The following is a 14,818-nucleotide window of genomic DNA, read 5'->3' on the forward strand; positions in this document are numbered from 1 at the left end:
ACTTACCAGGTGCCCTCTTGCTCGGGTCTGATGGAAGCGTAAGAACTCCCATCATCCCAGGCCAGCGGGCACCTCTTCTGATTTCTCCATCCACAGCCCGACCACTACGCGGTGGATCGAGGCTGAGCGGTGACCCGTGCCCGGGACGGCAGTTCATGGGTGACGCGCGCCTCGCCCTGGACACCGCCCTCAGCAGGTGTGACGCCGAGTTCGTCCAACCGGGGCAGCACCACCCCGAACAGAAAAGGATCAAGAAAGACCCTACCCTCTTGGAGCCTCCATCTCCCTGACCAGCTAATCCTCACCCAGTGACCAGCAAATCCTCACTGCTTGTCCAGCACCAGCACCCCGAGAACCAGCCCGGACACGGAAGCGAAGACTCCCACCCATCAGTAGTATGACTGTCCGTCACCACCGCAAGTGAGACAGATCCGTTAATTTGACACACCCGGACGACGTAGATCGGCCGGTCGGCGACCGCGCCGTCCCGGAGCTCATGAGTTCTTTATGGCGAACTCGTGGATGGAGTCGGCGACGTATTCGACCATTTCCTCGGTGAGGCCGGGGAAGACGCCCACCCAGAAAGAGTGCTCGGCAATCAGGTCACTGTTGGTCAGTGGGCTGGGGATGCGGCGGGCCACCCCGGCGTAGGCGGGGTGGCGGGTGAGGTTCCCGGCGAAGAACCTGCGTGTTCCGATCCGGCGGGAGTCCAGGAATTCGACCATGTCCTTGCGGGTGTAGGAAGCGTCCGGGTCGATGGTCAGGCAGAAGCCGAACCAGCTGGGCTCGCTGTCGGGCGTGGGTACGGGCAGGATCAGGCCGGGGGTGTCCGCGAGCCGGTCGTGCAGGCGCTGCCAGTTGGCTCGCCGTGCGGCGGTGAAGTCCGGGAGCTTGGCCAGCTGGGTAAGGCCCAGAGCGCCCTGTAGGTCCGTCGCCTTCAGGTTGTAGCCGACATGGGAGAAAATGTACTTGTGGTCGTAGCCGTGGGGCAGGTCGCCCAATTGGTAGTCGAAGCGCTTGAAGCAGCGGTTGTCCTCCCCGGGCTCGCACCAGCAGTCGCGCCCCCAGTCGCGAAGCGATTCGATGATGCGCCCCAGCACCAGGTTGTCCGTCAGAACGCACCCGCCTTCGCCCATGGCGATGTGATGGGCGGGATAGAAGCTGACGGTGGAAATGTCACCGAAGGTGCCGGTCGGCTTCCCGCGGTAGGTCGAGCCGACGGCGTCGCAGTTGTCCTCGATCAGGAACAGGTTGTGGTCCGAGGCGATCTGGGCCACTTCCGCGGCGGCAAACGGGTTGCCCAACGAATGGGCGATCATGATTGCCCGGGTCCGGGGGCCGATCGCCGCCTCGATCCGTTCCGGGGTGGTGTTGTAGGTCCCCAGTTCGACGTCGATGAAGACCGGGATCAGCCCGTTCTGGACGATCGGGCTCACCGTGGTGGGGAACCCCGCCGCGACGGTGATCACCTCGTCGCCGGGCACCAGCCGGCGGTCCTCCAGCAGCGGGGAGGTGAAGGCGGTCAGGGCCAGCAGGTTCGCCGACGAGCCGGAGTTCGTCAGGTGCGCCTTGCGGAGTTTGAACGTCTTTGCGAAATTCCGCTCGAACTTGCGTGAACTGACGCCCGCGGCGATCCGCATGTCCAGGGCGGCCTCGACGAGCGCGACTCGGTCGTCGGCGTCGAAGACCGCTCCGGACGGCCAGATCGGGGTGACCCCGGGGACGAAGTGAGCGGGGGGCGATCCGTGCTGGTCCTCCGCGGAGCCGTGGTACGCGAGCACCTGTTCCAGGATCCGGGCCTTGGCGTCGTTCATGGTGTTCCCTGCCTTTCCCTGGGAGTTGCGCCGCGCGGGATGCGGCCGCGCTCGGTCGCGTCAGGTCGGCACATGGGCCGCACTCCCTACTGCTCGGCATTTCTTGATGGCCTCGTCCAGGCGCGCTGCCACGGTTCGTACGTCGTCGTCGGAAAGGCCGGGGTGGAGGGGAAGACAGAGCGTTCGGCCCGCCGCGTGGTCGGACTGGGGGAGCACGGCGTCGGAGCCGTAGGCCGGCACCTTGTGCAGGGTCGCGTAGCGGAACGTCGTGTAGATGCCCGCGGCGAACAGCTCGCTCGCGACCTGGTCGCGTATCGCCGCGTCCATCTGGACCCAGTAGAAGTAGTAGGAGGACGCGTGGCCCGCCGGCAGTGGCGGAGGTAGCAGCAGTCCGGGGATCCCGGCGAGTTCGCGGTCGTACAGGTCGACGATCTCCCGCCGCCGTCCGATCAGCTCCGCGAGACGGCTCAGCTGCACGGAGCCGATCGCCGCGGTCAGGTCGTTACCGATCACCCGGCGGCCCACTTCGGGGATATCCAGCTCCCACCAGCGGTGCGACACCTTGGCGGCTCCGAGGCCGCTCGGCTGCGCCAGACCGTGGTAGGCGAGGCGCCGGGCGCGGGCAGCCTGCTCGGCGTCCCGCGCGTAGAACATGCCGCCGTCGCCCGTCACCATGATCTTCATGGCGTCGAAGCTCCACATGGCCATGTCGCCGAACGAACCGACTCTCTTGCCGTCGACCGACGAGGCGACCGAACAGGCGGCGTCCTCGATCACCGCGATGCCGAGCTCCCGGCAGCGTTCTGTGATCCGGACGATGTCGCCGGGGTAGCCGCCGTAGTGCAGCACCACCACCGCTTTGGTCCTGGGCGTCAGCGCCTTCTCGATATCCTCGAGAGACGGGTTGAGCGTGCGGACCTGTGCGTCGCAGAAGACCGGCCTGGCTCCGGACGCCATGACGGCGTTCGCGGCGGCCACGAAGCTCATCGAGGGCAAGACCACATCGTCGCCCGGCCGGAGTCCCAGCGTCTCCATGGCGAGGAACAGGCCGGAGGTGCCCGAGTTCACGAAGACGACGCGGTCCGCCGGCACGCCCAGATGCTCGGCGAAGGCCGCCTCGAACGCCGTGGTACGCGGCCCGTGGCCGAGCCATCGGCTGTCGAACACATCGGCCACCGCGGAGAGTTCAGCCGCGCCCAGCTGGGGTTGAAACAGGTTGATCATCACGGTCCTTTCACCAGAGCCACGACGTCCACCGTCCGCTCGGGCCGTGGCGCGCGGGCTTGCGTGGCGGTCATCCCGCCAGGTCGACGAGCTGCGGGATGCGCGCGGCAAACGGCTCCTGGGACCGGATCTCGTTCGCGATACTCGCGGCCTTGTCATGGATCGGTTGGTAGCTGATGAGGTGGTTAAGCCGCTCGGAGGTGAGCTGGTCGGGCATCAGGCCGTCGCCGATCCCGTGGGTGCGGACGAGCTTGGCGTTGACGTAGTTGTCGGCGCCGTGCGGGAGTACGTACTGGGGGATCCCCGCTGCGAAGGTGGTGAGAGTCGTCCCGCCGCCGCCGTGGTGGATTATGGCGTCCGAGACGGCGAGCAGCTCGTTGAACGGGATCCAATCAACCGGGGTGACGTTCGGCGGCAGGGTGCCGAGCGAGGTGAGGTCGGCGCCGCCGAGGGCGAGTACGAAGTCGGCGTCGATGGTGCCGGCGGCCTGGATGAGCGTGCCGAGCGGGCTGATGCCGCTCGCCCCGGGGACGGTCGAGCCGAGGGTCGCGGTGACCCGTGGGCGGGTGCGCGGCTCGCTGAGCCAGGCCGGGAGGACGCCGCCGCCGTTGTACGGGAGGTAGCGAATCGGCCAGACGGTGTCGTAGTCGTTGTACGTCCGGCGCAGAGTGGGCGGCGCCACGTCGAGGATCACGTCGGGCCGGACAGCGCTCGGGTCTATCCCATAGCGCTCGAAGTGAGGCGCCATCTGGCGGGCGATGGCGGCCGTCATCTCGGATCCGAGGATGACATTGAAACCGTGCATGACGGCGGGGATGCCGAGCACGGCCGCGACCAGGGGCCCGGTGCCGTGGCAGGGCGTGTAGAGGATGACATCCGGGCGCCAACGCCGTGCGAGCTCCACGGTGTTGTCGACGGTGGGGGCGCTGACTTCGGCGAACAGTTCGGCGATGGCGTCGAACTGGAAGTCGTCGGCGTCGTCCTCCTGCAGGCTCCGTGGCTTGAGCAGGAGCCGGGGGTGGTTCGCCGCGAACTCGTACTGCAGTTTGTCGTAGTCGACGCCCGGTGACACGTCCACGACGGGCAGTCCGGCCTCGGCGGCCTTTCCGATGTGCCCGCTCATCGCGACGATGACGTCATGGCCAGCGGCCCTCAGAGCCCAGGCCGTCGGGATCGTGGGAAACACATGACCGGCCCCCGGAGAGGACGCAACCATAACCCGCACAATATCCACCTATCGCTAGGACGGCGGCACGACCGCCGCTCGAATATAGATCCTGGAAGAATAGAAAGAGCGGGTCAATAGGGGCCGATACAGGTATTCGTCAACTATGTGCGAGGAACGTTATTCAGGTTGAAATCGTGGTGCCCGTCGAACCTGGATCCGATGAGGGACTGCCAACCTGACGGCTCCGCCAAGATCTTCGTGTGCCGCCTGAACGCGACGGAGACGTCGACGCGGGGACGATGCGGAGCGCTGCTGCCCGGATGGCGGAGGCAGTCCCTCCGGAGCGGCCCTGCGGAGGGAGTCTCTCCGCAGGTGGCATCCGAGCGGGGCAATGCCGTTGCTTGCTCCGGTGGGGCGGGTTCTGGCGCTCGTTGGCCCGGCGTGGTTCCATCGCGGACGGGATCGTCCGCATCACGTGCGGCTCGGGGCGTTTCCCCCGGGCTGATGGTGTACTTCGTGCTCGCGCCGGCTCAGTTTCCTCAGGGCTCCTGCGACGATGGCGGAGAACCTGGTCAGCTCGACACCGGGCCTGAGCGGCCAGATTTCGGACAAGTCCTCGTTCACGTCCCTCGTTCACCCTGGCGCGTCAGCGTCTTGGGGCGCGGGTCCTGGAGACGGTGTTGCGTAGGTTCGGCTGCCGAACGGCCCCGGCGGGAGGCGCGGGACCGTTCCACCGGGGGATGCGGGTCACCGCGGCGGACGGCTTCTGTCTGGATGACTTCGATACGGCTGCGCACCGGGCTGGCGTTCCCGCAGGTCCGGGTGGTGACGTTGTCGGAGACGGACGCGCACGCGGACGCGACGCGCACATCGGCGGTCTGGCCGGCGGTGAGCAGGACCTGGCCGATCGGCCCTCAGTTCGCCATGACGATCACGGGCATGTCGCGGACACATGCCGCCGGCGGGACGGCCCGTACGGTGTCTCCATAGTGGCCGCCTATTTCGCGTCATCTTCGAGGACAACCAGCAGTTCTCGTTGACCTGTGACGTTAGAATTGGGGTGCTCCAGTTTCATACCGGCCGTGGAACGTCACGACATCGGCCGTGGTGGTTGCCTTGGCCCTTCCTGTCCGGAACGGGGCGGTCCGCAGTTCTGCTGGAGTTCACGAAGTCGATTGGCGGCGTCGAGGCGGGAGGTGGCACCCAACTTGGCGAAGACGTTGCGGAGGTGCCGCTTGACGGTGCCTTCGGCGATGCCGAGTTGGATTCCGATCTGGCGGTTGCTCAACGCTTGGGCGACATAGTGCATGAGTTCGTGCTCACGAGGGGTCAGGGGAGCGGTACGCGTCACTGACGGGCGGGGGAGATAAGTCATAGAGGCACCTATGGCCGCCTTTTGGATGGCCGAAATGAGAACGGCGCGCTCCACTTCCTTGTGGAGATAGGAGACGGCACCAGCGTCCAGGACGGCTGCGACCAGGTGAGGGTCGGAGTGCATGGACAGCATGATGATGCGGGCATGGGGGGCGACGCGCAGGATTTCCTGGATGGTATGCACGGGTCCCGAGCCCGGCATTTCCACGTCAAGGAGAACGATGTCGGGGCGCTGGGATGCGGAGAGTTCCACAGCGCTTCCGCCGCAGTCGGCCTGGGCGACGACATCCAGATCGGCGTGAAGGTCGAGGAGTTCGCACAACGCGCCGCGCAGGAGGGAGTGGTCGTCGGCCGCCAGAATGCGCAACGGGACGGCGGAGGGTGCGCTCACTCGGCGGACCTCGTTTTCGACAGGGGTATGTGGATATGAGCCTGCGTCCCTTGCCCGGGGACGGAGGACAACCGGAAGTGCCCGCTGAGAGAGGCGACGCGTTCACGCATGGCGGTGATGCCGTTGCCAGCGGGCAGGTGGGGGGCAATGCCGACTCCGTTGTCGGTGACGGTGCAGGTGGAGGCGGTTGGGGAGATGAGGAGTTCGGCCACGATGCGGCTGGCGCCGGAATGAGCCAGAGCGTTGTGCAGGCACTCACGTATGATCAGGAAGAGTTCTTGGCGGTGCGATTCCGGAATCCATGACTCGTCCCCTTTGACCTGGAAGTCGACGACGGTGGTGGGGGTGGCCAGCGTCTGCGCGTAGGTGTCGATCGCCTCGCTCAGGGAGCGGTTAAGGGGCTCGTGGCGCAGATCTCCCACAATAGTGCGAGTGAAGCGGACGGCGTCGCTCAGTACCGCGAGGGCCTCGGCGATCCGATCGCGGGCGGGATCAGGTGGAGTGCTGAGTTCCTTTTCCACCTCGTGGAGTTCCAAGTATCTTATGGCCAGGCTGAGACTGGTTCCGATATGGTCATGGAGGTCCCGTCCGAGTCGAATGCGGTGTGCCGCGTTGGCATCGCCCACGCTGCGCAGCGTGGCGGCCTCATAGCCGATACGTCCCGCGCTGAGCCGGGTCATCACCGAGCGGCTGAGCATGCGGGCAGCCCGCGACAGGCACCCGAGTGAGGATTCGGCCGGCAGACGGGCGGCCTCTGCGGACAGGACGTCCAGTGCGACATCCGTGAGGATTTGGGCGGCGCGCACGGATTCCAGTGGCGACACCTGGCCGATGGCCCGGTCCGACACCACGGCGAGGGACGTGAATTCTGCGTCTGCGCCGCTTTCCGGGAAGTCTCCGGTGAGCAGGGCGCCGATGCATTCGTTCAGGATGTGCTCGGCCTGCATTCGGCAGCGTGCCCAGATGCCCGGGTGTGCGACTAGTGGCGAGGAGACGGCGGCAAGTGCCTCGGCATAGGCGGTGAGGGCCTCGGTGACAAGGTGGGCTTGGCGAACGGCGGCCGCGGCGTCTGTGTCCTGCGATGGGGGAGGCTGGGAAACGGACGGGGAGGACACTGGGTAGAACCTTTCCTCGGTTTCCTGCGGCATTCCGGAGGAAACGACGCTGGTCCGCGTCCAGGATGTGCAGGGCTCCCGCTCCAGAGAGCATAGAAATCTTGTTCGACTCAGATTCTATAATGGGGCATCTGGCTACAAGGGCGCTCAGTGAGATTCTTCGTGTCGACTCGCCCGTCCATCCGGCGTACCGTTTCGACTTGTTCGGCAGGTTGCGGGTGGGCTTGAGAGCCCCAGTCGCGCCGGATTTCACGGTTCCGGTTCTCTGCGGTGTCGTGCGGTGCGCGTGGCGCGAGCTGCTGGTGGTGGTGTTGGTGGCGAACTGCTCAGCCGGTAGTCCGTCGGCACGGATGATGAGTAACTGGGCTCCCGCGCAGGAGCGTTCCTTCCGGACGATCAGCCGCGTCCCGGCCGGCTCACGTTCTGGCGCGTCACCGTAGAGCTACGAGACTCCATCGATCAGGCGGGTCTCCGCAGTCGCCGGACTCATCCTGCGCTCCGGATCTCCTTCACCGCCCTGGTGCTGCTCGCCCGGGTCACCGTCGCCGCCGAACTCATTGGCCGTGGCGCCCGCCAGACCGACCTGGAGCGACACCACCGTGGCCAAGGCCAGGGCACACAACGGTGAGAGCAGGGCCAGGGCGCGCGATCGGCTGGAAGAAGGTCGGGCAAGGGACTGCACGGAGAGTGTCGCCATGTGGAAGAATGCATTCCTGCTGCCATGGAGGAATGCATACCTCCGCCCTACCGCTTTGGAGGTATGGGGGTGTGCCTTGCGGAACATATTCATTGAAGTGCCGCGAGCTGCTCATATATCGTCCCTCCATGAGGGGTTGAACGAAGCAGCCTGATCCCGGACAGCAATTCGACGAGGTGTCACCGTCGCCGCCCGTCGGGCGGCGCGTGCAAATCGAAGGCGCAAGTGCAGCGATGGCCCGGACCGTCTTGGATTCGATTTGCTGGGGCATAACAGGTTCGAAATACTTGACCATTTGAGGGCGGGGCGGGTGGGCCTGACCCTGGCAAGGGCGAGCAGACGGGGGGATGATCGTCTCGGTGGGGTGGAATGCGAAGCCGTGGTCGCGGACGCGACAGCGGATGGTCGAGGAGGGGCATCGGTCCGGGTTCCTCGAAGTGCCCGTGAGGCAGATCCTGACCAGGACGGATGTCGTGCACAGAGGACCTCTTCGAGTGGTTGGCGCGGTGCGGGCGGGGGCCCGTGGCGGTGACCGGTCGAGCTTCGTGGACGGTCGGTCCGGGCAGTCGGCGCCGCAGTTCCACAGCGAGAAGAGGAAGTTCCTCAACGCCGCTACGGAGTCCCGGCTGTTGGCATCGCTGCGAGCTCCGACGGCCGGGCTCTCGACGATCCACCGTGCTACCTCGGTCCTGATGTGGGCCAGGCGGCCGTCCGCTCGGGGCTGAGGACGTCCGAGCAACTGGGCCAGGGCGACTTCGCTTCGGGCGTCGATCGACCCGGTTGGCGTCGATCGGAGACCGTCGAACGCGAGGGAATGCCCGGCATCGTGTCCCGCCTGCGGGTCCCGATCACCATCAGTCCGAGCCGTCGGCATTTCACTGAAGACGGGTTGACCTTTAAAGCGCCTTCCAGGCGCCGTGATCCATTTCCTCCCGCGTGAGAGAGCGCACACGCGCCGGCGCGGTTGCAGTGCGGAAGAGGGACGTAGCGCCACGGGGTGTCGCTCGCTACGGACCTGAAGCCCTTGACTGTCCGTTTTCGAACGCACAGATCGGGATATAGCGCCGTTGGCGCATGATAATCGACGGCCTGCCCGTAGGTATTGCCGATACTAGATCTTTCATTCCAGGACCCGTGCCGACGCCTTTCGTTCTGCTGCGGTGTGGCCGGCTGTACCACCTTGTGCCGAGCAAACGGCTCGCACACTTCGGAGTGGAAAGGAAACCTGAGAGATGGCGGCTAGCGAAACGGCGGTAGTGGCGGGACCTGTGGAGAGGGACAGGTTGCGCATCCTGGTGGTGGAGAGTCACGCCGGCGACGCCGAACTCCTGGTTCGAGGTCTGAGACGGCACAGCTACCAGGTCGACCGGGCCAGCACGGGTTCCCAAGCCCTTCAGATATTCGACGACGCTGACCTCGTGCTCCTCGACCTCGAACTCCCGGACCTGGACGGCTTGGAGGTCTGCCGGGACATCCGGTCGGCCAGCGGCATCCCGGTCATCGCCGTCACAGCCAGGGCGACCGAGCTGGACAAGGTGCTCGGCCTGCAGGCCGGCGCCGATGACTACCTGGTCAAGCCCTACGGCTTCCGTGAGTTGATGGCGCGGATCGACGCGGTGATGCGCCGCGTCAAGCCCGCGCCTCCGATCGCGGAAGTTCTGGTCCACGGCCGGCTGAAGGTCGACGCCGGTGCGCGGGAGGTCACGGTCGACGGGGAGGTCGTCGAACTGACCCGCAAGGAGTTCGACCTGCTGTACCTGCTCGCGTCGCGCAGCGGTGATGTCGTCCCGCGCAGGCAGATCATGGCCCAGGTCTGGGGTGACTCCTGGTCCCGGCGCACCATCGACACGCATGTGAGCAGCCTGCGGGGCAAGCTGGGATCCAGTGAGTGGGTCATCTCGGTCCGGGGTGTGGGCTTCCGGCTGGGCCAGGCCTGACGCACCCCGGCGCGACCCTTTGGGGCGAGCGCCGCCCGGCCCGGACGAATGCCCCGCGGCCGGCCCTTCCGGGCGGTGCCGGATTCGCCGCACCGACACGGGCCTCCCGGCGCACAGCGGGCCCGGCCATACGGGCCTGTGTCGCGGACCGACCGCGACGGGCGGACTGGCCGGGGCGAGGACGCGCCGGATCGGCTGCTCTCTGCCACCTCAGCGCGGAGCGGTGCCGACCGGGACCGCCGAGACCTCCTCGCACGCGCCCGGGCGCAGGGCGGGGCATGTACACGTTTTACGTGGCCTGAGCCACCGAGACATCGACACCGGGCGCCGCGCACGTCGAAACCGCGGCCGTCGCGACCTCGACGCTGCCGATATCGCGCAGGCGTTGGTCAACTCCAGCCGCACTCTGTGGAGGAGCGAAGCCGTCCCCGCCGACCGGCCCTCCGCCACCCCTGCCTGGATCACGGTCGTTGCCGACCGTCGCATGCACCGCGTCCGGCGCCTCAAGAGACCCCCGCGCGCCGTGTTCTCCCCAGCCGAGTCCCTCCCCCGCTGCACTACCGCGCCGTCCTGACGGTCGGCATAAGCAGCGGTCTGATCGAGCGCGCGCGAACGCCAAGGCCCGACGGAGGGCCTTAGGGCTCACCCACGCGGGAGGGGATCCACAGCATTTCTGGGCGTCCCGGACTTTTCTTTCCTCTGACACAGGCCTGAAGGCGGCCGCAGACGGCTGCTGAAAGCCTGAAATTTACAGTCATGATTTATGGCTGGCCACCTTGTTGGTTCGTTACGCGGCGAAGAAAAATGGTCGAGCCGGTCCAGAACGTCGTTACGGAGTAGCTATTTCGACTTCCCGCAGGCCGACCAGCGAAATATCCCAACTGCACAACACTCTTGTCGTCAACCGAGGTGAGATCGCGGTGAATCGCTCCATGTCCGTGTGACGGACGAGGTACGTGCAGCCGGTCGCGGAAGGCGACCCGGTCATCCTCCAGGAGGTGATGTAGATGAAGCAGCCCGTCAAAGCGTGCCGATCCGGCGCCGTACTCGGCATGACCGCCCAGTCAGGTGCAGCCCTCGCAGCCAGCGCCGTCATTTGCGAGACAGAAGACTAGGAGAAGAAGATCATGCACAGCACTTTGATCGTGGCCCGGATGGATCCGGCGGCAAGTGACGACGTGGCCAAGCTGTTCACCGAGTTCGACCGTACGGAGATGCCGCACCGGATGGGAACCCGGCGCCGGCAGCTGTTCTCCTACCGGGGCCTGTACTTCCACCTCCAGGACTTTGACGAGGACAACGGTGGTCGGCTGATCGAGCAGGCGAAGACCGACCCCCGCTTCGTCGGCATCAGCGAGGACCTCAAGCCCTTCATCGAGGCCTACGACCCGACGACCTGGCGTTCGCCCGCAGACGCGATGGCCGAACGGTTCTACCGTTGGGAGGCCACGGCGTGACCGGGCGACGCGCGGTTCTCACGGGCATCGAGGTCTTGGCCCCCGGTGGCATCGGGGTCGACGCCTTCTGGGATCTGCTGAGCGAGGGGCGCACCGCCACCCGGCAGATCACCCTTTTCGACCCGGCTCCCTTCCGCTCCCGGGTGGCTGCGGAGGTCGACTTCGATCCTGAGGCACATGGGCTGAGCCCACAGGAGGTCCGGCGTATGGACCGTGCCGCGCAGTTCGCGGTGGTCGCCGCGCGCGGCGCGCTCGCCGACAGCGGCCTCGACCTCGACGCTCACGACCCCTACCGCGTCGGTGTGACGGTCGGCAGCGCGGTCGGCGCGACCATGGGCCTGGACGAGGAATACCGGATCGTCAGCGACGCCGGACGGCTCGAACTGGTCGACTACGAGTACGCCGTCCCGCATCTGTACAACTACCTCGTCCCGAGCTCGTTCGCGGCCGAGGTGGCCTGGGCCGTGGGGGCCCAAGGGCCGAACACGGTGATCTCAACGGGCTGCACCTCGGGCATCGACTCGATCGGCTACGCGGTCGAGCTGATCCGCGAGGGATCCGCCGACATCATGATCGCCGGCTCTTCGGACGCACCGATCTCCCCGATCACCGCGGCATGCTTCGACGCGATCAAGGCGACCACGCCGCGGTACGACGCCCCGGAACGGGCTTCCCGTCCCTTCGACAACACCCGGAACGGCTTCGTCCTCGGCGAGGGCTCGGCGTTCTTCGTCGTCGAGGAGCTCGAAAGCGCCCGCCGCCGCGGCGCCCGGATCTACGCGGAGGTCGGCGGGTATGCGACGCGGAGCAACGCCTACCACATGACGGGCTTGCGTCCCGACGGCGTGGAGATGGCCGAGGCCATCCGCGTCGCGCTCGACGAGGCGCGTCTGAATCCGACCGACATCGACTACATCAACGCGCACGGCTCCGGAACCAAGCAGAACGACCGGCACGAGACCGCGGCCTACAAGCGGAGCCTCGGCCACCACGCCTACCGGACCCCCGTGAGCTCGATCAAGTCGATGGTCGGCCACTCGCTCGGTGCCATCGGCTCCATCGAGATCGCCGCCTCCGTGCTCGCGATGACCCACAACGTGGTGCCGCCGACGGCGAATCTGCACACCCCCGACCCTGAATGCGACCTGGACTACGTGCCGCTCATAGCCCGCGAACAGCTCACCGACGCGGTGCTGAAGGTGGGCAGCGGGTTCGGCGGCTTCCAGAGCGCCATGGTGCTCGTCAAGCCGGAAAGGAGCGCGGCATGACCGCTTCCGTGGTGGTGACAGGCCTGGGAGTCGTCGCACCCAATGGGCTCGGCGCGCAGGACTACTGGTCCGCGGTGCGGGTCGGCAAGAGCGGCATCGGCCGGCTCACCCGCTTCGACCCGACGCAGTACCCGTCCCGCCTGGCCGGCGAGATACCCGGCTTCCGAGAAGAGGAGTACCTGCCCAACCGGCTGCTGCCGCAGACCGACCGGATTACCCGGCTCGGGCTTGTCGCCGCCGACTGGGCGCTCGCTGACGCCGGGGTCCTGCCCACCGAACGGCCGGGTTTCGAGATGGGCGTCGTGACGTCCAGCGCGTCCGGCGGGTTCGAGTTCGGCCAGGGCGAGCTGCAGAACCTGTGGAGCAAGGGAAGCCAGTACGTCAGCGCGTACCAGTCCTTCGCCTGGTTCTACGCCGTCAACAGCGGCCAGATCTCCATTCGCAACGGCATGAAGGGCCCGAGCAGCGTGGTCGTCAGCGACCAGGCCGGCGGTCTGGACGCGGTCGCCCATGCGAGGCGGCTGATCCGCAAGGGCACCCCTCTGGTCGTCTCCGGAGGCGTGGACGCGTCCCTGTGCCCGTGGGGCTGGGTGGCTCAACTGACCAGCGGCAGGCTCAGCACCGTGGACGATCCGGCTCGGGCGTACCTGCCCTTCGACCCGGAGGCGGCAGGCCATGTGCCGGGCGAGGGCGGGGCCATCCTCATCCTGGAGGACGAGGCCGCGGCACGGGCCCGGAACGCGCGGATCTACGGGGAGATCGCCGGTTACGGTGCGACGTTCGACCCGAAGCCGGGGACCGGACGGGAGCCCGGTCTGCGCAAGGCCATAGAACGCGCCCTGGCCGACGCCGGCACCGATCCCGGGGATGTCGACGTCGTGTTCGCCGACGGTGCGGGGCTCCCCGACCTGGACGCGGCCGAGGCCGAGGCGCTGCGCGCGGTCTTCGGCACGAACGGCGTCCCCGTCACCGTCCCCAAGACGACGACCGGGCGGCTGTACTCCGGCGGTGCGCCGCTGGACCTCGCCACCGCGCTCCTCGCCTTCCAGGAGGGTCTCATCCCGCCGACGGTGAACATCGACCCGGACGCGGAGTACGGGCTCGACCTGGTCGTCGGTCAGCCGCGCGCCGCCGAGCTGTGCACCGCGGTGGTCGTGGCGCGCGGTCACGGGGGCTTCAACTCCGTCGTCGTGCTCCGCTCATCCGCGTGCCGGAACAAGTCATCCCACTAAGGAGAAGAACCTTGTCTGTACAGGAATTCACACTCGCCGACCTCAAGCGGATCCTGCGCGAGGCCGCCGGCGCGGACGAGACGGTCGGCGTCGACGAGGACATCATCGACGCGACCTTCGAGGCACTGGGCTACGAATCGCTGGCCCTGCTGGAGACCGGCAGCCGCATCGAACGGGAGTACAGCGTCTCGCTGAACGACGACGTCCTGGCTGTCGAGCACACGCCCCGCACGCTGATCGAAGCCGTCAACGCCAGCCGCACGTCGGCCGCAGCGGCCTGACCAGGTGATCCGGTGGGTCTCCCGCACCCGCAGTTCCCAACCGCAGTGCCCTCAGGAAGGAAGATGATGTCTTCGCAGGAGAAGCCCGTCGCTGTTGTCACGGGCGCCACGAGCGGCATCGGCCTCGCCGCGGCCCGCGCGCTGGCCGCCGCCGGGCACCGGGTGTTCATCGGCGCGCGCGATGCCGGGAATGTCACCGCGACCGTCAAGGCCTTGCAGGAAGAGGGCTTCGACGCCGACGGAGCCGTCCTCGACGTGTGCGACACGGCTTCGGCCGCCGCCTTCATCCAGTCCGCCGTCGATTGCTTCGGGGGCGTCGACGTCCTGGTGAACAACGCCGGCCGGTCCGGCGGCGGGGTCACGGCCGATATCGAGGAGGAGCTATGGGCCGACGTGATCAACACGAACCTCAATAGCGTCTTCAGGCTGACCAAGGAAGCCCTCAACACCGGCGGCATGCGGTACAGGAGTCGTGGGCGCATCATCAACATCGCGTCGACCGCGGGCAAGCAGGGTGTCGTCCTGGGCGCCCCCTACTCGGCCTCCAAGCACGGCGTGGTCGGTTTCACCAAGGCCCTCGGCAATGAGCTCGCGCCGACCGGTATCACCGTGAACGCCGTCTGCCCCGGATATGTCGAGACGCCGATGGCCGCGCGCGTGCGCGCCGGGTATGCCGCCGCCTACGAAACCACCGAGGACGCGATCCTCGAGAAGTTCCAGGCGAAGATCCCGCTGGGTCGCTACTCCACTCCCGACGAGGTGGCCGGCATGGTCGCCTATCTCGCCTCCGACGCCGCTGCGTCGATCACCGCACAGGCCATCAACGTCTGCGGCGGACTCGGCAACTTCTGACGGTTCCC

At 67.1% G+C, this 14,818-nt stretch carries 13 protein-coding genes; 7 read left to right on the forward strand and 6 right to left on the reverse strand.

Going from position 1 to position 14,818, the window contains the following annotated elements; all coding sequences use genetic code 11:
- Positions 1 to 494: 494 nt before the first annotated feature.
- The 3 genes from rfbH to QMK30_RS33180 form a co-directional block, all read right to left on the reverse strand.
- On the reverse strand, positions 495 to 1,814 hold the full coding sequence (gene rfbH, locus QMK30_RS33170; protein WP_283522045.1) for a lipopolysaccharide biosynthesis protein RfbH: 1,320 nt from the start codon (positions 1,812 to 1,814) through the stop codon (positions 495 to 497).
- A gap of 60 nt (positions 1,815 to 1,874) precedes the next feature.
- Positions 1,875 to 3,038: a DegT/DnrJ/EryC1/StrS family aminotransferase gene (locus QMK30_RS33175; protein ID WP_283522046.1), complete on the reverse strand. Its 1,164-nt coding sequence runs from the start codon at positions 3,036 to 3,038 to the stop codon at positions 1,875 to 1,877.
- Positions 3,039 to 3,108: 70 nt separating this feature from the next.
- Entirely contained in the window at positions 3,109 to 4,254 is a 1,146-nt protein-coding gene (locus tag QMK30_RS33180; protein ID WP_349362136.1) for a nucleotide disphospho-sugar-binding domain-containing protein, read from the reverse strand.
- A 726-nt stretch (positions 4,255 to 4,980) separates the two neighbouring features.
- On the opposite strand from QMK30_RS33180, the gene QMK30_RS33185 reads away from it, so the two are divergent.
- On the forward strand, positions 4,981 to 5,196 hold the full coding sequence (locus QMK30_RS33185; RefSeq protein ID WP_283522048.1) for a hypothetical protein: 216 nt from the start codon (positions 4,981 to 4,983) through the stop codon (positions 5,194 to 5,196).
- 100 nt (positions 5,197 to 5,296) lie between these two features.
- On the opposite strand, the gene QMK30_RS33190 is transcribed toward QMK30_RS33185, so the two are convergent.
- The 3 genes from QMK30_RS33190 to QMK30_RS33200 form a co-directional block, all read right to left on the reverse strand.
- Positions 5,297 to 5,971: a response regulator gene (locus QMK30_RS33190; RefSeq protein ID WP_283522049.1), complete on the reverse strand. Its 675-nt coding sequence runs from the start codon at positions 5,969 to 5,971 to the stop codon at positions 5,297 to 5,299.
- Entirely contained in the window at positions 5,968 to 7,086 is a 1,119-nt protein-coding gene (locus tag QMK30_RS33195; RefSeq protein WP_283522050.1) for a sensor histidine kinase, read from the reverse strand. The genes QMK30_RS33190 and QMK30_RS33195 overlap by 4 nt, the downstream gene beginning before the upstream one ends.
- A 442-nt stretch (positions 7,087 to 7,528) precedes the next feature.
- On the reverse strand, positions 7,529 to 7,783 hold the full coding sequence (locus tag QMK30_RS33200; protein WP_283522051.1) for a hypothetical protein: 255 nt from the start codon (positions 7,781 to 7,783) through the stop codon (positions 7,529 to 7,531).
- 1,232 nt (positions 7,784 to 9,015) lie between these two features.
- Between QMK30_RS33200 and QMK30_RS33205 the strand changes: the two genes are divergently transcribed.
- The 6 genes from QMK30_RS33205 (at position 9,016) to QMK30_RS33230 (ending at position 14,810) form a co-directional block, all read left to right on the forward strand.
- Entirely contained in the window at positions 9,016 to 9,720 is a 705-nt protein-coding gene (locus QMK30_RS33205; RefSeq protein ID WP_283522052.1) for a response regulator transcription factor, read from the forward strand.
- Between the two features lie 1,127 nt (positions 9,721 to 10,847).
- Positions 10,848 to 11,177 (forward strand): TcmI family type II polyketide cyclase, encoded by a 330-nt coding sequence (locus QMK30_RS33210; protein WP_283522053.1) that lies wholly within the window; start codon positions 10,848 to 10,850, stop codon positions 11,175 to 11,177.
- The gene (locus QMK30_RS33215; RefSeq protein ID WP_283522054.1) at positions 11,174 to 12,445 is read left to right on the forward strand and encodes a beta-ketoacyl-[acyl-carrier-protein] synthase family protein; all 1,272 of its coding nucleotides are present in this window, start codon (positions 11,174 to 11,176) and stop codon (positions 12,443 to 12,445) included. The genes QMK30_RS33210 and QMK30_RS33215 overlap by 4 nt, the downstream gene beginning before the upstream one ends.
- On the forward strand, positions 12,442 to 13,677 hold the full coding sequence (locus tag QMK30_RS33220; protein WP_283522055.1) for a ketosynthase chain-length factor: 1,236 nt from the start codon (positions 12,442 to 12,444) through the stop codon (positions 13,675 to 13,677). The genes QMK30_RS33215 and QMK30_RS33220 overlap by 4 nt, the downstream gene beginning before the upstream one ends.
- Positions 13,678 to 13,688: 11 nt before the next feature.
- Positions 13,689 to 13,958, forward strand: coding sequence for a phosphopantetheine-binding protein (locus QMK30_RS33225; protein ID WP_283522056.1), 270 nt, complete (start codon positions 13,689 to 13,691; stop codon positions 13,956 to 13,958).
- Positions 13,959 to 14,024: 66 nt separating this feature from the next.
- Complete coding sequence (locus QMK30_RS33230) at positions 14,025 to 14,810, forward strand: SDR family NAD(P)-dependent oxidoreductase (RefSeq protein WP_283522092.1); 786 nt, start codon at positions 14,025 to 14,027, stop codon at positions 14,808 to 14,810.
- Positions 14,811 to 14,818 lie beyond the last annotated feature (8 nt).

The organism is Streptomyces sp. H27-C3 (assembly GCF_030063415.1).
Classification (GTDB): Bacteria; Actinomycetota; Actinomycetes; order Streptomycetales; family Streptomycetaceae; genus Streptomyces.